Source organism: Marinococcus sp. LNHM3E3-2.2 (assembly GCF_056034385.1).
This window is the reverse complement of the sequence record NZ_JBQLIC010000001.1, coordinates 183,006-201,774: the sequence shown is the minus strand read 5'-3', so window position 1 is coordinate 201,774 and position 18,769 is coordinate 183,006. Positions and strand designations below refer to the sequence as shown.

21 protein-coding genes are annotated in these 18,769 nt (G+C 50.9%); all 21 read right to left on the bottom strand.

Going from position 1 to position 18,769, the window contains the following annotated elements; all coding sequences use genetic code 11:
• Nucleotide 1: 1 nt before the first annotated feature.
• Nucleotides 2-1,414 carry an ATP-dependent protease ATPase subunit HslU gene (gene hslU / locus ACTRXF_RS01070; RefSeq protein ID WP_474277331.1) on the bottom strand — a complete coding sequence of 471 codons (1,413 nt, stop codon included), beginning with the start codon at nt 1,412-1,414 and terminating at the stop codon, nt 2-4.
• Nucleotides 1,415-1,441: 27 nt separating this feature from the next.
• A complete protein-coding gene (hslV, locus tag ACTRXF_RS01065; RefSeq protein WP_474260481.1) occupies nt 1,442-1,990 on the bottom strand; it encodes an ATP-dependent protease subunit HslV in 549 nt (182 codons plus the stop codon).
• 2 nt (nt 1,991-1,992) lie between these two features.
• Entirely contained in the window at nt 1,993-2,910 is a 918-nt protein-coding gene (xerC, locus tag ACTRXF_RS01060) for a tyrosine recombinase XerC (RefSeq protein ID WP_474277328.1), read from the bottom strand.
• Nucleotides 2,911-3,014: 104 nt separating this feature from the next.
• Nucleotides 3,015-4,328 (bottom strand): FADH(2)-oxidizing methylenetetrahydrofolate--tRNA-(uracil(54)-C(5))-methyltransferase TrmFO, encoded by a 1,314-nt coding sequence (gene trmFO / locus ACTRXF_RS01055; RefSeq protein WP_474260477.1) that lies wholly within the window; start codon nt 4,326-4,328, stop codon nt 3,015-3,017.
• An 82-nt stretch (nt 4,329-4,410) separates the two neighbouring features.
• Complete coding sequence (gene topA, locus ACTRXF_RS01050) at nt 4,411-6,486, bottom strand: type I DNA topoisomerase (protein WP_474277325.1); 2,076 nt, start codon at nt 6,484-6,486, stop codon at nt 4,411-4,413.
• Nucleotides 6,487-6,679: 193 nt separating this feature from the next.
• The gene (gene dprA / locus ACTRXF_RS01045; RefSeq protein WP_474277322.1) at nt 6,680-7,555 is read right to left on the bottom strand and encodes a DNA-processing protein DprA; all 876 of its coding nucleotides are present in this window, start codon (nt 7,553-7,555) and stop codon (nt 6,680-6,682) included.
• Nucleotides 7,556-7,657: 102 nt separating this feature from the next.
• Nucleotides 7,658-8,572, bottom strand: coding sequence for a succinate--CoA ligase subunit alpha (gene sucD, locus ACTRXF_RS01040; RefSeq protein ID WP_322524654.1), 915 nt, complete (start codon nt 8,570-8,572; stop codon nt 7,658-7,660).
• Between the two features lie 21 nt (nt 8,573-8,593).
• Entirely contained in the window at nt 8,594-9,754 is a 1,161-nt protein-coding gene (sucC, locus tag ACTRXF_RS01035; protein WP_022792755.1) for an ADP-forming succinate--CoA ligase subunit beta, read from the bottom strand.
• A 178-nt stretch (nt 9,755-9,932) separates the two neighbouring features.
• Nucleotides 9,933-10,226, bottom strand: a complete 294-nt coding sequence (locus tag ACTRXF_RS01030; RefSeq protein ID WP_322524653.1) for an EscU/YscU/HrcU family type III secretion system export apparatus switch protein — start codon at nt 10,224-10,226, stop codon at nt 9,933-9,935.
• Nucleotides 10,223-11,773, bottom strand: coding sequence for a hypothetical protein (locus tag ACTRXF_RS01025; protein WP_474277319.1), 1,551 nt, complete (start codon nt 11,771-11,773; stop codon nt 10,223-10,225). Before ACTRXF_RS01025 ends, ACTRXF_RS01030 begins: the two co-directional genes overlap by 4 nt.
• A 15-nt stretch (nt 11,774-11,788) precedes the next feature.
• The gene (locus tag ACTRXF_RS01020) at nt 11,789-12,571 is read right to left on the bottom strand and encodes a ribonuclease HII (protein ID WP_474277316.1); all 783 of its coding nucleotides are present in this window, start codon (nt 12,569-12,571) and stop codon (nt 11,789-11,791) included.
• A 13-nt stretch (nt 12,572-12,584) separates the two neighbouring features.
• On the bottom strand, nt 12,585-13,448 hold the full coding sequence (ylqF, locus tag ACTRXF_RS01015; RefSeq protein WP_322524650.1) for a ribosome biogenesis GTPase YlqF: 864 nt from the start codon (nt 13,446-13,448) through the stop codon (nt 12,585-12,587).
• 19 nt (nt 13,449-13,467) lie between these two features.
• Complete coding sequence (gene lepB / locus ACTRXF_RS01010) at nt 13,468-14,028, bottom strand: signal peptidase I (RefSeq protein ID WP_474260464.1); 561 nt, start codon at nt 14,026-14,028, stop codon at nt 13,468-13,470.
• A gap of 85 nt (nt 14,029-14,113) precedes the next feature.
• Entirely contained in the window at nt 14,114-14,458 is a 345-nt protein-coding gene (gene rplS, locus ACTRXF_RS01005; RefSeq protein WP_022792749.1) for a 50S ribosomal protein L19, read from the bottom strand.
• Between the two features lie 125 nt (nt 14,459-14,583).
• Complete coding sequence (trmD, locus tag ACTRXF_RS01000; protein ID WP_474277312.1) at nt 14,584-15,282, bottom strand: tRNA (guanosine(37)-N1)-methyltransferase TrmD; 699 nt, start codon at nt 15,280-15,282, stop codon at nt 14,584-14,586.
• Nucleotides 15,279-15,803 carry a ribosome maturation factor RimM gene (gene rimM / locus ACTRXF_RS00995; RefSeq protein ID WP_474260459.1) on the bottom strand — a complete coding sequence of 175 codons (525 nt, stop codon included), beginning with the start codon at nt 15,801-15,803 and terminating at the stop codon, nt 15,279-15,281. The genes trmD and rimM overlap by 4 nt, the downstream gene beginning before the upstream one ends.
• The gene (locus ACTRXF_RS00990) at nt 15,790-16,209 is read right to left on the bottom strand and encodes a YlqD family protein (protein ID WP_322525241.1); all 420 of its coding nucleotides are present in this window, start codon (nt 16,207-16,209) and stop codon (nt 15,790-15,792) included. Before ACTRXF_RS00990 ends, rimM begins: the two co-directional genes overlap by 14 nt.
• Before the next feature lie 54 nt (nt 16,210-16,263).
• Nucleotides 16,264-16,503: a KH domain-containing protein gene (locus ACTRXF_RS00985; protein ID WP_462865291.1), complete on the bottom strand. Its 240-nt coding sequence runs from the start codon at nt 16,501-16,503 to the stop codon at nt 16,264-16,266.
• A gap of 164 nt (nt 16,504-16,667) precedes the next feature.
• Nucleotides 16,668-16,940: a 30S ribosomal protein S16 gene (gene rpsP, locus ACTRXF_RS00980; RefSeq protein ID WP_079476141.1), complete on the bottom strand. Its 273-nt coding sequence runs from the start codon at nt 16,938-16,940 to the stop codon at nt 16,668-16,670.
• A gap of 90 nt (nt 16,941-17,030) precedes the next feature.
• The gene (ffh, locus tag ACTRXF_RS00975) at nt 17,031-18,374 is read right to left on the bottom strand and encodes a signal recognition particle protein (protein WP_474277308.1); all 1,344 of its coding nucleotides are present in this window, start codon (nt 18,372-18,374) and stop codon (nt 17,031-17,033) included.
• Nucleotides 18,374-18,721 (bottom strand): putative DNA-binding protein, encoded by a 348-nt coding sequence (locus ACTRXF_RS00970; protein ID WP_474260453.1) that lies wholly within the window; start codon nt 18,719-18,721, stop codon nt 18,374-18,376. The genes ffh and ACTRXF_RS00970 overlap by 1 nt, the downstream gene beginning before the upstream one ends.
• Between the last annotated feature and the right edge of the window lie 48 nt (nt 18,722-18,769).

Below are 18,769 nucleotides of genomic sequence, written 5' to 3'. Positions count from 1 at the left end.
GCTACAAAATGTACCGGCTGACGTCCCGGTCCCTGGCGATCGTGGCCAGTTTATCATTGACGTACTCCGGCGTAATGGTAATAGCGTCCATAGTAATTTCCGGCGCCTCGAAGGACAGATCTTCGAGCAGTCTTTCAAGCAGCGTATGCAGCCGTCTCGCACCGATATTTTCTGTCTGCTGATTGACCGCTTCCGCTAATTCTGCAATAGTGTCGACCGCTTCATCTGTAAACGTTACTTCAATGCCTTCGGTACGGATGAGAGCCTGATACTGCTTCGTAAGAGCCTGGTCCGGCTCCCGCAGAATCCGGGCAAAATCTGCTGCCCCTAAGTTATCTAGTTCGACACGCACCGGAAATCTTCCTTGCAGCTCAGGAATTAAATCGGAAGGCTTAGCCGTATGAAAAGCACCGGCGGCGATAAACAGCATGTGATCGGTACGCACCGGCCCGTACTTCGTATTAACCGTTGATCCTTCCACAACCGGAAGGATGTCCCGCTGTACCCCTTCACGTGAAACGTCCGCACTGCTGCTTTCCTTTTTACCGGTCACTTTATCAATTTCATCCAGAAACACAATTCCCAGCTGCTCCGCGCGATAAACAGCTTCTGTACTGACTTCGTCCATATCGATCATTTTCTGGGCTTCCTGCTCGGTCAGCACCTTGCGTGCTTCGCTCACAGGGAGAGTACGGCTGCTCGTTTTCTTTGGCATCATGTTCCCGAGCATCTCCTGCATGTTCATGCCCATCTGCTCCATGCCGCCGCCCTGAAACATGTCACCCATGGAGCCGGACTGCTGTTCGACCTCTATGGTCACTTTGCGGTCTTCAAGCTCGCCCATCTCCAGCTGCTTCTGCAGCTGACGGCGCTGCTCACGCAGATCACTGTTGTTAGAAGTGTCTGTCTCTTCCTCTTCATCATTGTCCTCATTCTGCTGAAAAAGCATCCCGAACGGATTGCCGGAGTTGTTGTCCGTCTGACGATTTTTGCGTTTTCTCGGAGCAAGCAGCCGGACAATTTTTTTATTCGCAGCTTTTTCTGCTTTTTCCTGTACGGAGGCTGTTTTTTCTTCCTTTACAATACGTACGGCGACCTCCACCAGATCCCGGATCATCGATTCCACGTCACGGCCGACATAGCCGACTTCCGTGAATTTCGTGGCTTCCACCTTCGAAAACGGGGCACCGACAAGCTTCGCAATCCGGCGGGCAATTTCTGTTTTACCTACGCCCGTCGGTCCGATCATCAAAATATTTTTCGGCGTTACTTCCTCCTGAAGCTGTTCGGGCAGTTTGCTTCTGCGGTACCGGTTGCGAAGAGCTACCGCAACAGACCGTTTCGCTTCATTCTGGCCGATAATATATTGATCGAGCCGTTCTACAATCTGTTTGGGTGTCATCGAAATTTCCATTAATAAGCCCCCTTAGCGGACTATGTTTTAAGATTCCAAATCTTCAATTATGATTTCATGGTTGGTGAAAACACATATATCTGCTGCTGTCTGCAGCGAAGCCTCGGCCATTTCCCGGGCGGTCAGGTGCGTGGCATGCTTTTTGAGTGCCCTTCCGGCGCTGAGCGCAAAATTGCCCCCGGAGCCGATCGCAAGCATATTATCATCAGGCTCGATTACCTCTCCTGTGCCCGCGACCAAAAGCATGGTGGATTTATCCATAACAATGAGCATCGCTTCCAGACGCCGCAGCGTTTTATCGCTGCGCCAGTCCTTGGCAAGCTCGACGGCAGCACGCTGCAGATTGCCGCTCCACTGCTCGAGTTTTTCTTCAAATAAGTCAAACAGTGTAAACGCGTCAGCTACCGATCCGGCAAAGCCGGCGAGAACTTTCCCGTTGTACAGCCGTCTCACCTTTCGTGCCGTATGCTTCATGACCACCTGCTGGCCGAGCGTCACCTGGCCGTCGCCGGCCATCGCTCCTTCACCGTCGTGATGGACAGCGTATATTGTTGTGGCGTGAAAGGATGGTTCCATAGTTATTCACGCTTCCTTTCTGCTCTTGGATGCGCATGTCGATACACATCCTGTAGCCGTTCTTTCGTGACATGGGTATAAATCTGGGTTGTTGATAAATTGGCATGGCCGAGAAGATCCTGCACGACCCGCAGGTCCGCCCCGTGATTGAGCAGATGTGTCGCAAACGTATGCCTCAGATCATGAGGAGAAATACGAAGCGTGCTTGAGACCTTTTTCACCCGTTCGTTGATGACATGGCGGAATCCACGGTCGGTCAGCGGACCGCCCCGGGCGTTTAAAAACAGCTGGCCGGTCGGCACGCTGCTTTTGGCTGACAGCTCCGGCCGCACCTCCGTTTTGTAAAGCTCCACGGCTTCCTGGGCAAAGCTTCCTACCGGCACGTACCTCTCCTTCCGGCCTTTTCCCTTCACCAGAATGGTGCCAAGATAGTCATCGAGGTCATCGGCCTGCAGCTGCTGGCATTCGCTGATGCGCATGCCTGTCGCATAAAGCAGCTCCATAATGGCTTTATCCCTGATATCAAGCGGCTTGCTCATATCAAATGAAGCAAACAGTGATTCGATCTCTTCTTCATATAAAAAGTGGGGGAGCGGCCGCTCTTTTTTCGGATGGCTCGCTCCGATGAACGGATTCTGTTCAATATATTCTTCACGCTGCAGATAGCGGAAATACGCACGCAGCGCGGAGATTTTCCGCGCTACTGTCGCCCTCGCATACGAGCGGTCGTACATGCTGCTGTAGTAGAGGCGGACGAGCGTTGGATCAACATCCTCCACGTGCTTCCAGCCCTCCTGCTGCATAAACGCTTCAAATTCAATCAAGTCCTGTTCGTAAGCTGTTTTTGTATAGGAGGAAATGTTTTTTTCAAGCTCCAGATAGCGGAAAAATTCTTCCCTCCAGGTTAATAGCGGGTTCATCAGCTTTTTGCTCCTTTGCACTTTCGGCTTCCCTCTGCGGGTCTGTTGCCGCCTTATGAAGACAAAAGCTAGTAAATCGTATCATAAACCCTGCAGCCTAGCAATCATATTTGGACTTTTTTCTTAAAATTCTGAATGGCATCCAGAGCCCGTTCTGCGTAGTATTCATTGCGTTCCCGCTTGTTTTTGATTTTCTGCTCCGGGGCGGGCAGCAGGCCGAAGTTGGCGTTCATCGGCTGAAAGTTTTTGGCGCCGGCCGTCGTAATATAGTGACTCATGGCACCGATCACCGTTTCCTTCGGGAAGGTGTCCGTTTCTTCCTGCAAATATTGTTTTGCCGCATTCCATCCGGCGACCAGCCCGGAAGCAGCTGATTCCACGTAGCCTTCCACACCGGTAATCTGTCCGGCGAAGAACAAATCACTGCGGGCCTTCGTCTGATAGGTCGGATTCAGGAAGTTCGGGGAATTCAAAAATGTATTGCGGTGCATCACGCCGTAGCGGACGATATCGGCATTTTCAAGCCCCGGGATTAAACGGATTACTTCCTTCTGAGGTCCCCATTTGAGATGCGTCTGGAAGCCGACAATGTTAAAGAGCGTGCCTTCCTGGTTGTCCTGGCGCAGCTGCACGACGGCGTGCGGGCGCTCCCCTGTTTCCGGGTGCTCCAGACCGACCGGCTTCATCGGGCCGAACAGCAGGGTCTTTTTGCCTCTGCGGGCAATTTCCTCGACCGGCATACAGCCTTCAAAAAAGATGTTTTTTTCAAATTCGCGCAGCGGAACAACTTCTGCTTCCACCAGTGCATCGTAGAAGCGGTCAAATTCCTCTTCTGTCATCGGACAGTTGATGTACGCAGCTTCTCCTTTATCGTACCTGGATTTTACATACGCTTTGTCCATATCGATGCTGTCTGTTTCCACAATCGGCGCCGCTGCATCGTAAAAGTACAAATGCTCTTCGCCGGTCAGGTTAAAAATATCCTCAGAGAGCGACTCAGTGGTCAGCGGACCCGTGGCAATAATTGCCGGTTCATCCGGTATATGGGTCACTTCCTCCGATACCACTTCCACGAGCGGATGATTTTTTACTTTTTCCGTGACCTTCGCGGCAAATTCATGCCGGTCTACGGCAAGGGCGCCGCCTGCCGGCACCGAAGCTGCGTCTGCTGCCTCGATAATCACGCTGTCGAGGTGCCTCATTTCTTCCTTTAATACGCCGACGGCATTTGTAAGGTTGTTGGCCCGAAGGGAATTACTGCAGACCAGCTCCGCAAATTTATCGGTATGGTGGGCGGCCGTCTGTTTGTTTGGACGCATTTCGTGAAGTCTGACCGGCACGCCCTGTTTTGCAAGCTGCCATGCCGCTTCGCTTCCGGCTAGCCCTGCACCGACGATATGAACAGGTGTACTTTTCATGATAAAAACTCCTTTCCCTTTTGAAAGCGCAGGCAACTATTCCTTTCGGAAGCAGTCAGACCTGCGCTGTAACCAGTCATTTTTAATTTGGTTCTTCCTTATAATCACATTCAGAGCACTGGACGTGTACGCCTTTTTTCGTCTTTTTCTCCACAAGCATATTTTCACATTTCGGACACGGTCGGGCAATCGGTTTATCCCAGGAAACAAATTCGCAGTCCGGGTACCGGTCGCAGCCGTAAAAGATCCGCTTTTTCTTACTTCGGCGTTCAACGACATTTCCCTCTTTACATTTCGGGCATTTCACGCCAATATCTTTCACAATCGCTTTCGTATTACGGCATTCCGGAAAATTGGAGCAGGCCATAAACTTTCCGTAACGGCCCATTTTATATACCATCGGATGGCCGCACTGCTCGCAGTCTTCGCCTGCCGGCTCATCTTTGATTTCGACTTCTTCCATTTCTTCCTCGGCTTTTTTCAGCCTTGGCTCAAATCCCTGGTAAAATTCATCGATAATCTCGATCCAATTTTGTTTTCCTTCTTCAATATAGTCAAGATCGTTCTCCATCTTTGCAGTAAATTCCACATCAAGAATTTCCGGGAAGAATTCCACGACCAGATCCATGACGATTTCACCGAGCTCCGTTGGCACGAAACGTTTTTCTTCAAGTGCTACGTAGTTCCGGCGCTGCACTGTATCGAGCGTCGGCGCATATGTGGATGGCCGGCCGATGCCCATTTCCTCCATCGTCCGAACGAGCCGGGCTTCTGTGTAACGCGGCGGCGGCTGGGTGAAATGCTGATTTTCTTCCATATCCGTCCGGGTGACCATCTGGCCCTCCTGAAGATCCGGAAGCATTTTATCCTCTTCTTTTTTTCCGTCATCCTGGCCTTCCACGTACACCTTCATAAAGCCGGGGAATTTCACTTTGGAGCCGGTCGCCCGGAACAGCACGCCTTCATTATCAAGGTCCACCGACATAGTGTCCATAACAGCCGGGGCCATTTCACTCGCCACCAGACGTTCCCAGATGAGCTTGTACAGCCGGTACTGGTCTCTTGAGAGCGAGCTTTTCACCTGTTTTGGTTCATACATGATCGATGTCGGCCGGATCGCCTCGTGGGCATCCTGGCTGTTGCTGCTTTTAGCATTCTTGCGCTCGCCATGGCGGATGTATTCTTCGCCGTACTTTTCCGTAATAAACGTCCGGGCTTCTTCCTTGGCGGTTTGGGAGACCCTGGTGGAGTCTGTCCGCATATAGGTGATTAAACCGACAGTGCCAGCCGGTTTACCCAGATCAATACCTTCATACAGCTGCTGGGCCACCATCATCGTCTTTTTCGCACGGAAATTCAGCTTTCGCGCTGCCTCCTGCTGCAGGGACGAGGTCGTGAACGGCTGTACCGGATTGCGTTTACGTTCTTTTCTCGTGACCTTTGTTACTTCAAACTGATCGCCTTTCATCTTTTGAAGCACGCCGTCAACATCTTCCCGGGAGGCAAGCGCCTGCTTTTCTTTCGCTGTGCCGTGAAATTTCGCTTCAAATTCCGCTTCCCCGTCCGAGAACGTTCCATTAATACTCCAGTATTCTTCCGGAATAAACGCCTTGATTTCTTTTTCCCGGTCAATAATCATTTTTACAGCAATCGACTGTACCCGTCCGGCACTCAATCCTTTTTTCACTTTCTTCCATAGTAATGGACTAATGTTGTAGCCGACGAGGCGGTCAAGTATCCGGCGGGCCTGCTGGGCGTCCACAAGATCCATATTGATGGATCGGGGATGCTTAAATGCATCCTTCACCGCCGTTTTTGTAATTTCGTTAAAAACAACCCGGCATTCCGAATCCTCATCAATGTTTAAGCTGTGCGCCAGATGCCAGGCAATAGCTTCACCCTCTCTGTCAGGGTCGGCTGCGAGATATACTTTTTTCGCTTTTTTTGCAGCCGTTTTTAATTCTTTTAAAACTGGACCTTTCCCGCGTATCGTTATATATTTCGGGTCATAATTGTTTTCAGTGTCGACTCCCATTTGGCTTTTCGGCAGATCTCTTACGTGCCCCATTGAAGCTTTCACCGCATATTTTTTCCCTAAATACTTTTCGATTGTTTTTGCTTTTGCGGGAGATTCCACGATGACTAAATAGTCGGCCATTCCTCTTCTCCCCTTTGTCTCAATGAAATATTACCATTATTAACTCGAATAAATTACTCTGTCAAATAGTGATGCTTTTATGGTCTTACTCGTTTCAGTGCGTTTTGTGCTTGAAATCACAATTATTCTTTCACAGTTTACCGAACGTGTCTAGCATAACATACGGAAAATTTAAAATTCCGTTTCAATTCCGTCAGCTGTTATGAGACGCTGTCCACCTGCCGGATATGCTTAAATCCTCCGGCTGGATAACCGGGAGAGCACCATCATAAATCAGCTGATTTGTACCCGCACTCTGTCTGGAAAACACGGATCCCGGCAGTGCGCAGACCTCCCTGCCCTGTTCAAGCGCAAGCGATGCCGTAATGAGGGAACCGCTGTTTACATCCGCTTCCACCACAAATATTTTATCAGACAGACCGCTGATAATGCGGTTTCTGGCCGGGAAGTGCCATTTTTTCGGTGATCTGTCCGGAGGATATTCGCTCAAAAGCAGCCCCGCGGCAGCAATATTTTTTGCCAGAGCGAGATGTTCCTTCGGATAAATACGGCCAAATCCGGAGCCTAGCACCGCAATAGCCGGCGCTCCCATTGTTAATGCCTGCCGGTGGGCGTGCCCGTCCACGCCTCTTGCCAGTCCGCTGACAATCTGCACCTGCCCAGGAGGAAGAAATGCTTCCACAGCTGCTTTGCCGTAGGAAGTCATGCTCCGGGAGCCGACTACCGCCAGCCGGGGACTGTCTTGAAGCAGCTCTGTGTTCCCTTTCGTGTAAAGCACCCACGGCGCATCGTATATTGACTTTAAAGACGACGGATAGCGTTCGTCAAAATATGTAATCCACCCGATACCCTGCTCCCGGTACCAAGCGAGCCTCCGCTGCACGGCAAGCTGGGACATATATTCCCGCCAGGCAGTCAAATGGGCGCTGTTTACAGGCAGAAGATGAGGGTGCGTAAAAGGTAAAAGTAATTCACGGTCACGGCGCAGCAGCTCTGCTACGTGCTTCCATTGAAAATAGGGAAATTCGTGGACAGCCAGAAGCCGTTCATTAAAGGAGAGATTTTGCATGAGGAGTAGTCCTTTCATGGGGGAATAATGGTTTTAGGGGGAACACGGGGAAGAAAAAGAAAACCTCCGCCTGCCCAAAAGAGGCAGCGGAGGGCGGTTATTTTATACTTGTGGTTCGTGGGTGAGGCATTTTTCGTGCAGACCGCGTTCTTTCAGAACGTTGATCATCGTATCACCGATTTCTGCCGGTGTCGCTGCTACCTGCACGCCGCTTTCGTTTAACGTTTTAATTTTTTCCTCTGCGGTGCCTTTACCGCCGGAAATAATCGCGCCGGCGTGGCCCATCCGTTTTCCTGGAGGGGCTGTCGCACCGCCGATGAAGCCGACTACTGGCTTGGTCATATTCTGCTTGACCCATTCAGCTGCTTCTTCCTCAGCTGTGCCGCCGATTTCACCGATCATGATCACGGCTTCTGTATCCGGATCGTCATTAAAGGCCTGCAGCACGTCGGTAAAGCTTGTGCCGTTTACCGGGTCGCCGCCGATACCGACAGCTGTCGACTGGCCGATGCCTGCTTTGGTAAGCTGGTCTACGGCTTCATACGTCAGTGTACCCGAACGGGAAACAACACCTACGTGTCCTTTTTTATGAATGTAGCCCGGCATAATGCCGATTTTGCACTCGTCCGGTGTAATAACGCCCGGGCAGTTTGGACCGACAAGGCGGGTGCGCTTGCCTTCCATAAAACGCTTCACTTTAATCATATCAAGAACCGGGATGCCTTCAGTGATGCAGATGGCAAGATCAAGGTCTGCGTCCACTGCTTCAATGATCGCGTCCGCTGCGAAAGCAGGCGGAACGTAAATAACCGACACGGTAGCACCGGTTGCTTCCACTGCGTCATCAAGCGTGTTGAAAACCGGCACGCCTTCAACTTCCGTGCCGCCTTTACCCGGCGTCACGCCGCCGACGATTTTCGTACCGTACTCTAACGCCTGCTGAGTGTGAAAGAGGCCGGTAGATCCTGTAATTCCCTGAACAACTACTTTTGTATCCTGATTAATATAAATGCTCATAGGTCGATGGTCCCTGCCTTTCTATTGAACTAACGAAACAATTTTTTGCGCACCGTCTGCCATAGAGTCCGCTGCTGTAATATTCAATCCGGATTTTTCCAGAATTTCTTTGCCTTTTTCTACGTTCGTGCCTTCCAAACGTACAACAAGCGGAATCTCCAGTCCAGTCTGCTTCGTAGCTTCCACTACCCCGTCAGCGATGACGTCGCACTTCATGATTCCACCGAAGATGTTAACGTAAATGCCTTTAACAGCATCATCTTCAAGGATAATTTTAAATGCTTCCGTTACTTTTTCAGCCGTCGCACCGCCGCCAACATCTAGGAAGTTCGCCGGATCGCCGCTGTAGTGCTTAATGATATCCATTGTAGCCATCGCAAGACCGGCACCATTGACCATGCAGCCGATATTGCCGTCGAGGGCAATGTAGCTTAAGTCGTATTTGGAAGCTTCGATTTCCTTAGGATCCTCTTCATCGAGGTCACGGTAATCAAGTATTTCTTTTTGACGATAAAGGGCGTTTGAATCAAAATTGAATTTCGCATCAAGCGCCATTACTTTCCCGTCCCCGGTCGTTACGAGCGGGTTAATTTCTGCGATAGAGCAGTCGTTGTCGATAAATACTTTGGACAGGCCAAGCATGAACTTCACTGCTTCTTTCAGAAGGTCTGTCGGTATATTCATGTTAAATGCCATACGACGGGCCTGATAAGGCTGCATACCGATAGCTGGATCAATGTATTCGCGGAATATTTTTTCCGGATTTTCTTCAGCTACTTCTTCGATCTCTGTTCCGCCTTCTTCAGAGCCCATCATCACAATGCGGGACGATACACGGTCGAGCACAACACCTAAGTAGTATTCCTTCTTGATGTCGCTTCCCTCTTCGATGTAAAGACGTTTCACTTCTTTACCTTCCGGTCCGGTCTGATGGGTAACCAGTGTTTTGCCGAGGATTTCGTCAGCATATTTGCGGACGTCATCGAGGTTTTTAGCGAGCTTGACCCCGCCGGCTTTCCCTCTTCCACCTGCGTGGATCTGGGCTTTTACCACTGTTACGTCAGAACCCAGTTCTTTTGCGGCTGCTTCTGCTTCATCTACCGTAAATGCAACTTTTCCGTTAGGGACTGCCACTCCGTATTTACGAAGGAGCTCTTTTCCCTGGTACTCATGAATATTCATGCTTTTTCCCCCTCACCGTTACAATACGAATCCTTCTATCGACTGTGTAAGTGATTACAAAATCGAATCTGGGCAGAACGAAAGCCTCTAAATAGCCTCGCTCTCTCCCACACATCCTTTATCGTATAGAAATTTAGAAAAAAATTCAACATTTCCGTGAAAGTTTCTGCTGCGCGGTTTAGTTTTCATTTTTACCAGCCGTTTTTTTATCCATCCGGTAGATAAAGGCGAAGATTTCCGCCACCACTTCATACAGCTCTTCCGGAATTTCTTCATTCCATTCAAGCTCATGAAGCATATGTACAAGCCCGGCATCTTTATGCACCGGGACGTCCTGTTCAGCGGCCGCTTCGATAATTCGTTCCGCGGTCCATCCCCGCCCCTTCGCTTTGACTGCCGGCGCCTGTGAAGTGCCCTGCTTATAATTAAGTGCCACTGCTTTTTTCGTGGTCCAGTTCTGGTTGGAGGTCATATCCGAATATCAAATGCTCCTTTCCGTCCGGGCTCCCGGCCGTGCGGCCCGGCCGGAAGGGCTTCTTCTTCGTGCCACTGAAGCGACACCAGCTGGTAGTTCAGCGAAGCCATTGCCGTTTTCAGCATGGGCTGAAAAAGATGCAGCGGCTGTTCCGGGCGCGGGTTTTCACTGCTGATATTTACCGTCACGTTTCGTTTATAAATCTGCACATCAGCGATTAAAACGCCGAGCCGGTCCATCTCGAGCTGAAATAAAATATGGCACGTATCCGGATCGAGTTTTCCGTCTTCAGTACGTTTTCCCTCCCAGTGAACAACAGCATCCGAAAGCATCTCCCCCCACTTCGCCGGAAGATGGGAGAGCTGCTGCAGCCATGCCTCCTGCTCGGTCTGCTGCATGAGCTGCTGACCGGCCACATGGGCGACGGTCCGTTCATGCTGGGGTGAGAGTTCAGCTCTCGACATAATATGCACCTGAGCCTGCTCTAAATGCCTGTAAGACGTCTGCATCGCTTCTTTGCTCCCGCTTTCCGCCCAGGAAGACCAGCTCGAGTTGCCGGTATAACTTTTCAGCCATTCCACCATCTGCGGCGTATTGGCAAGCACCGTCACTGCTTCCGGGACCAGCGCGTGCCAGGCTCTCATTAGAGCCTTTGCGCTCAGCTGCGGCGAACTGCCCGGCTGCTGGATCGTCTGATGCAGCTTTGCCGCGTCTTCCACTTGGGACTGAAGCCATTTTTCCACGGACCCGCTGCTTACGGCGCCCTGACCGACATGCTGCAGAAAGGCTTCAGCGTTCAATGGAGGCTGAAGGCCCGCAAATAGCCGGTGGATCAGCTGGGCAGCCTGACCGTTTTTGTCAATGACAGCCGCCGCGGCTGCTGCGGCGAACAGCTGCATCGGCTTTGTCGGTGCTTCGATGTCTCCTTTAAAGCTTCCCGGGGTGAGCACGGCGCTGCTGATGGACTGATGAACAGCGTCAGACGTTTTGTGCTGTGCAAGCAGCACAGTTAAATCCTGTGCCGGCGAGGGGCCGTGCAGCACCTGGTGGGCACTTTGAAAGATGGATGCTTTTAAAGGGGCACCTGCGCCGAGCATCCATTGAATCGTCTGCATCCCCTGCTTATTTACGGCGCCTTCCCCTTTTAGCAGCTGCACGCTTTTCTGGAGCGTTTCCCTCGTTACAGGCAGCTGCATCTGTTCAAACATGCGGAATATGTACTGCTCCTGCTTTCCGGAAGGCAGGCCGAACAGCTTCAGGAGCGCATGGCCTTTATCACCGGAAGAAGTGGCAGCCTCGTTTGCTGCCACCTGCCACACCTGCCGGCCGTGTTCATTTTTCACCTGAAAATAATATGACTTTCCGGCTTCAACCGGTGCCTCCAGGGAAGCGTGATACACCCTCCCGTGCACAGTAACTGCCGCCCGTTGGCCTGGATAAAGCTGTTTGACAGTACCTTTAATAATCTGCCCGGCTTTAATTTCTTCATTTCCGGCTTGTCCTGTACGGTTTCCGGCAAACGTGGACGGCAGCGACAGCTTCATCGATTTTCTCTCCTTTTACGAACGACGGTACCCGGATACCGGCTGAAACGAATACCGGTGGATGGCACACCCGCCGAGACGATTTAAGCCGTCCAGGTGATTCTGGGTACCGTAGCCCTTGTTGCTGGCAAAATCATAGTCCGGATAAAGCGTATGATAGTACTGCATATAACGGTCCCGTTCCACCTTCGCCAGAATAGAGGCAGCCGCAATCGACACGCTCCGGCTGTCCCCCTGCACGAGCGACTGCTGTTCAATATGTAATGGAAGGGTCATCGCATCTACGAGCAGGGCATCCGGAGCAGGTTTAAGATCCGCCACAGCCGTCCGCATAGCCTTTTTGGTTGCCTGGTAAATATTCAGACGATCGATTTCGTCCGCCTCGATATGAACAACGCTCCAGGCGACCGCCACCTCTTTAATTTTTATTTCAAGCTCTTCACGTTTTTTGGCGGAGAGCATTTTGGAGTCATTTACTTCTATCAGGCTGACGTCCTTTGGCAGCACAACAGCAGCCGTAGTCACCGGCCCGGCCAGCGGCCCGCGCCCGACTTCATCCACTCCAGCCACCGCCTCGAAACCCCGGTCCCAATAATCCTGTTCAAACGAAAGCCGGCGGCAGAAGTCCTCGTACTTTTCCTGCTTCTGCTTCTGTCGCTTAGCATACCGCTGCAGCTCCTTCTGGACACCAGCCCGGGAGTCTTCCTTCCAGGCCTCCAGAAGCTCTGCATCCGGCTCCTCATGTGTCTGCAAATATTCCTTTACAGCTGTTATCGTCCATTTCTCCAATATTTTCACCTCTGCTGCACAATTATTCGCTCACGTCATCGTCCGGGCGTTCGAGACTGATGCGGCCGAGCAGCCCGCCGCGGAACTCGCGTACGACCATTTCACCTGCTTTTTCGTAATCGATTTCCGCTCCTGCAAGCAGCGCTCCCCGCTTACGTCCAATGTCTTCAAACCACTCCAGCGACGTCTCCCTCGGCTTATCCTCAAGGCCGAAACGCTGAAGCAGCTTTTCGGGGTAATACTCCTGGCAGATCCCGATAATAAAATAAGCAATATCCTGCAGATCCAACAGCTCGTCTTTAATAGCACCTGTCGCTGCGAGACGTTCCCCGACGTAAGGGTCTTCGAACTTCGGCCAGAGAATGCCCGGGGTGTCGAGCAGATCCATTTCCTTGCCCATTTTCAGCCACTGCTGGTTTTTCGTAATTCCCGGACGGTCACCGATTTTAGCTGTTTTTTTTCCGATCCACTGATTGATGAGCGTCGATTTGCCGACGTTCGGGATGCCGATAATCATTGCCCGTATAGCCCTTGGCTTAATGCCTTTTCTTTTCCACCTGGCCTGGAGCCGTTCCGTCTGCTGAAGTGCCGCTTCTTTAATCACATGCAGGCCCTTCTTGTGCTTGGAATCCACATCCACCGCCTCAATTCCCTGGTCGCGGTAATACTGCTTCCATTCCTCGGTTACTTTAGGATCAGCCAGATCGGCTTTGGTTAATACGATCACCGATGGCTTATCCTGAATAATCGTTTCAAGCAGCGGATTCCGTGAGGACCGGGGGATTCTTGCATCTGCGAGCTCGATAACCACATCCACCTGCTTTAATTTGCTCTGCACTTCCTTTTGCGCCTTGTCCATATGTCCGGGATACCATTGAATGTCCATATCTCTGCCTCCTTTCAAATTAAAATGGCGATGGCCACATATGAGTAAGCGGCCAGAATGTTATTACCGCTTCCCCGACAATCTCCTCTTCTTCTACGAGTCCGATCGCCCGGGAGTCATAGCTGTTCGGACGGTTGTCGCCCATCACAAACACCTGCCCTTCAGGAATACGGCTCCGGCCCGTTTTCTCCTTCAGGGTGAAATCGGTTGTCGCCGGGATAGGGCCTGCTGCCAGGGTCTTTTTATCAAGAAACGGCTCATCCACCTGCTCCCCATTAATAAAAAGCTTATCGTTCCTGTATTCGAGCGTATCGCCCGGCAGTCCGATGATCCTTTTAATGTAATCATCTTTATTATTGGCGTGGAAAACGACCACATCAAACCGGTCCCACTCGTGCAGCCATTTGCTTGATTTATTCAACAGCATCCGGTCTTCGTCATGAATGGTCGGCTCCATTGATTCGCCTTTCACAACGACTGGAGCTACAAACAGCCAGCGTGCTGCCAATGCAATAAGTAATGCAATCATAATCACTGTCAGAAGATGCAGCCAATTGATGGGAAAACGGCGTTCATTCATGCGGTCGATTCCTTTCTTTATATAGTTTATCCGTATGAAAAAAGCTGCAGACGGAATACTCCGCTGCAGCTTTTTCTCCTGTGTCTTATCGAAGTTCTTTGATACGCGCAGCTTTTCCACGCAGGTTACGGAGATAGTACAATCTAGCTTGACGTACTTTACCGCGGCGTTTCACTTCAATCTTATCGATTCTTGGGGAATGAAGCGGAAGAGTTCTCTCCACACCAATTCCGTAGGAAACCTTACGCACAGTGAAAGACTCGCTGATGCCTCCGCCGCGACGTTTAATAACGACGCCCTGAAACACCTGTACACGTTCACGGGAGCCCTCGACAACTTTCAAGTGCACTGCTACAGTGTCACCTGGGCGAAAGTCCGGGAGATCCGATTTTAACTGTTCCTTCGTTATGTCGCGAATAAGTTGTTGCATTTGTATTCGCCTCCTTCTCTCGCATGCTCTTGTCCACGATGAAAACAGCGGAGCACCGTAATTGATGACTATTCAGTCACAAAATGAATCATAGCACATTCCACGGGTGGAATCAACCGCCGGATTTACGTCTGATCGGTATATTTTTCCCAAAGATCCGGCCGGCGTTCTTTTGTTCTCTTTATTGCCTGGCTTTGCCGCCATTCAGCGATTTTTCCGTGGTCGCCGGACAGCAGAATGTCCGGCACCACCATGCCGCGGAAGTCCGCCGGACGGGTATACTGCGGATACTCCAGCAGCCCGTCCTCAAACGAATCTGTATGGGCGGACTGTTCATTGCCGAGCACTCCGGGCAAAAGGCGCGTAATGCTGTCTGCCATAACCATCGCGCCTAGTTCACCGCCGGTCAGCACAAAATCGCCGATCGAGTATTCATCCGTAATTAAATGCTCGCGGATCCGTTCGTCATAGCCTTCATAATGACCGCATATAAACATCAGCCGGTCTTCGCCGGCAAGCTCCCGGGCGTCCTCCTGCTTAAACGGCTTTCCCTGCGGGCAGAGAAGAATAACCCGGTCCGGCGGAGCATCACCTGCGCTTTTGACCTGGGCAGCAGCGTCAAATACCGGCTGCGGCTTCAATACGAGACCGGCGCCCCCGCCGTACGGGTAATCATCCACCTTGTTATGCTTGTCGTCTGTATAGTCCCTTATGTCATGGGTGTGAAAGGAGACGTGCCCCCTCTCAGCGGCACGGGCAAGAATAGAGTGGCCGAATACACTTTCAAACATACCCGGAAACAAGGTTAAAAAATCCATTCTCATTCCGGCAGCATTCCCTTCATTACCCTTACGGTAATACGTTTTTCGGCAACGTCCACATGCCGGACGACTTCTTCAATATAAGGAAGCAGAATGTCCTGCCGCCCTTCTGCCGGCTCCACCACCCACACGTCATTGGCTCCCGGGGTCAGGATTTCTTTCACATAACCGAGGCGGGTGCCTTCTTCCGTATAGACGTCTGCATCGATGATTTCATGAAAATAATATTCCGTTTCTTCAAGCGGGGCAAGCGCCGTTTCCGGTACAAAAAGCGCCGCATTTTTCATCCAGTCCACATCATCAATCGAATGAAACCCTTCGAATGTGAGCAGAATAAACTGCTTATGCGGACGGGAGCTTTTAATGACCAGCGGTTCATGGCCTGCTTCTGCCTCCGGCTTCTCCACGTATACCTCCTGCCCGGGCTGAAAACGCTCCTCCTCAAAGTCGCTGACGGATTTTACCCTGACTTCCCCCCGTACGCCGTGCGTATTTACAATCGTGCCTATATTAAACCATTCCATCTTCGTCACTCGCTTTATGTTTTGATCTGATTTCTTTTACAATGCCCTCTTCCACTACAATGGTCCCCCAGTGCTCGCCTTCATGCCATGCGCTCCCCACCTCGATATCAAACATCACTTCCGTCGTGCCAAATGAAAGCTCCGAGCCGATCGGAAGATGCTCGAGCTGGTTCTGCAAGAAATAAAGCTGCTGCAGCTCTTCCTTTCGTTTTTCAATTTCCTTGTTGAATTTATCCATGGCCGACCAGCGGCCGTTCTCGGTCTCCCGTTCCTTGTTCTGCTTCTGCTTTTGAAAACGAAGCTGCTCCGTTTCCTCCAGCAGCCGGGATTTCTGCTGCTCGTATTTTTCCTGCAGCTCCTCTTTCAATGTTTCCGTCAGAATATGGTGAACGTTCATTTTTTTCATTACACGCACTTTATCACCTCTTCAAGGGCCCCGAAGCGGCAGCTAAACAGGGAGCTATTTTTGATCGTTCAACAGGGTAAGACGGACGTTTTTTCCTTCAGCCGAGGCTTTCGCCTGCAGGAGCGTTCTCACCGCCTGAATCGTTTTGCCCTGCCTGCCGATTACTTTTCCCGCGTCCTCCGGATGAACCCTCACTTCAATAAGCACCCGTCCGTTCTCTTCCGATTCCGTCATATTTATATCATCCGGATAATCCACGATCCGCTCCAATATTATGTAGGCAAAAGATTTCATCCACTCATCCTTTCCTGATATGTATTATTTTATCACAAACAAGCGGTCCCCGGGTCTTTCTCCGCAGGCAGAGGGTATAAAGGCATGCCGCTGCATAAAAAAAGACCGCCTCGCCCTCTTCATTCCCTAAGGAAATGACGGGCACAGACGATCTTTTTAGCTTATTACTTTGCGTGCTTTTCGTTGTGCAGACGGGTCATAAGACCTTCCTGCGAAAACAGGTTACGAACAGTATCCGATGGTTTAGCACCGTCGAGCATCCACTTAAGAGCCTTCTCTTCGTTCACGTGGAACTCGGCAGGGTTAGTCAGCGGGTTGTACGTACCGATTTCTTCGATAAAACGTCCATCACGTGGTGCCCGGGAATCCGCTACTACCAAACGGTAGAAAGGACGCTTGTTCGAGCCCATGCGCTTTAATCTGATGCGCGTTGCCATATGCAAACACCTCCATTTTTTTCTCACATTTGCTTATTATAATAGCTTCTTTACGTGCTGTAAAGTGTTTTTCCTTGCCATACAAAAATTTTACATGAATGGCATCGAAAAATTGCCTTTTTTCTTGCCCTTCTGCTGCGAAGTCATCTGCTTCATCATTTTTTTCATGTCCTCAAACTGCTTGAGCAGACGGTTTACGTCCTGGATCGTCGTGCCGCTTCCTTTGGCAATCCGGCGCTTACGGCTTGCGTTCATCAAAGATGGATGCTGGCGTTCCTCTCTGGTCATGGAACGAACGATTGCCTCCACCCGTGTAATCTGATTGTCATCCATCTGGACATTTTTAAGGCCTTTCATTTTGCCGGCGCCAGGGATCATGCTCATAATATCTTCCATCGATCCCATGTTACGCACCTGGCCGAGCTGTTCGAGAAAGTCGTCGAACGTGAGATCCTGCGACCGCATTTTCTTTTCAAGCTCTTTGGCTTTGTCTTCATCCACATTGGTTTGTGCTTTTTCAATCAGGGAGAGCATATCGCCCATGCCGAGAATTCTTGAAGCCATCCGTTCCGGGTGAAACGGTTCAATGGCGTCAATTTTCTCTCCGGTACCGGCGAATTTGATCGGTTTATCCGTCACCGATTTAACCGACAGCGCTGCCCCGCCGCGGGTGTCCCCGTCAAGCTTCGTCAGCGTCACGCCGGTAATGCCGAGCTGTTCATTAAAGCTTTCTGCCACGTTGACAGCGTCCTGCCCGGTCATCGAGTCCACCACGAGCATGATTTCATCCGGATTGACTGCTTCTTTCATACGCTGCAGCTCGTCCATCAAAGAATCATCCACGTGCAGACGGCCGGCTGTATCAATAAACAGATAATCGTAATGCTCTTCTTTAGCTTTTGCGAGCGACTGTTTGGCAATATCAACCGGGTCTGCTTCGGTTCCGAGAGAGAAGACGGGCATGTTCAGCTGCCGGCCCAGCGTCTCGAGCTGATCAATCGCTGCCGGACGGTAGACGTCCGCTGCCGCCATCAGAGGCTGGCGGTTTTTGTTTTTCCGCAAATAATTCGCAATTTTTGCGGATGTCGTCGTTTTCCCGGCGCCCTGCAGCCCGACCATCATTACTACCGTCGGCGCTTTAGCCGCTTTTGCAATTTCCGCCTGTTCGCCGCCCATCAGCTGGGTCAGCTCTTCGCTGACCACCTTGACCACCTGCTGGCCAGGCGTTAAGCTTTTCATCACTTCCTGGCCGGTCGCACGATCTTTTACGCTGTTGACGAACTGCTTTACGACTTTGTAGTTGACGTCTGCTTCAAGCAGCGCGAGCCGTACTTCGCGCATCATTGCTTTAACGTCTTCATCCGTAACTTTCCCACGGCTCTTCATATGGTCAAACGTGGACTGCAGACGTTCGCCTAATCCTTCAAATGCCATTACGAAACCCCTTCCTCTTCTAAATTTTCCAGCGTCTCTACCGCTTCAAGCAGCTGCGTTTTTTCCGGGAAATCGTCCGGAGCCAGCGCCTTTAACTGCTCGTACAGCGCCAGGCGCTTCTGGTATTTTTTATATAATCCAAGTTTTTCCTCATATTCCTCAAGCATCGTCTCGGTGCGCCGGATATTGTCGTACACCGCCTGACGGCTGACGTTAAATTCCTCCGAAATTTCACCCAGCGAAAAGTCGTCTAAATAATACCTTTCCAAATAGAGCCGCTGCTTGTTTGTCAGCAGCGGCTGGTAAAAATCAAACAGTGAATTCATCCGAACTGTTTTTTCGAGCATGCATACCACCTCTGGCGTTAAGTGCAATTACTTTACAGTTCATCTTAC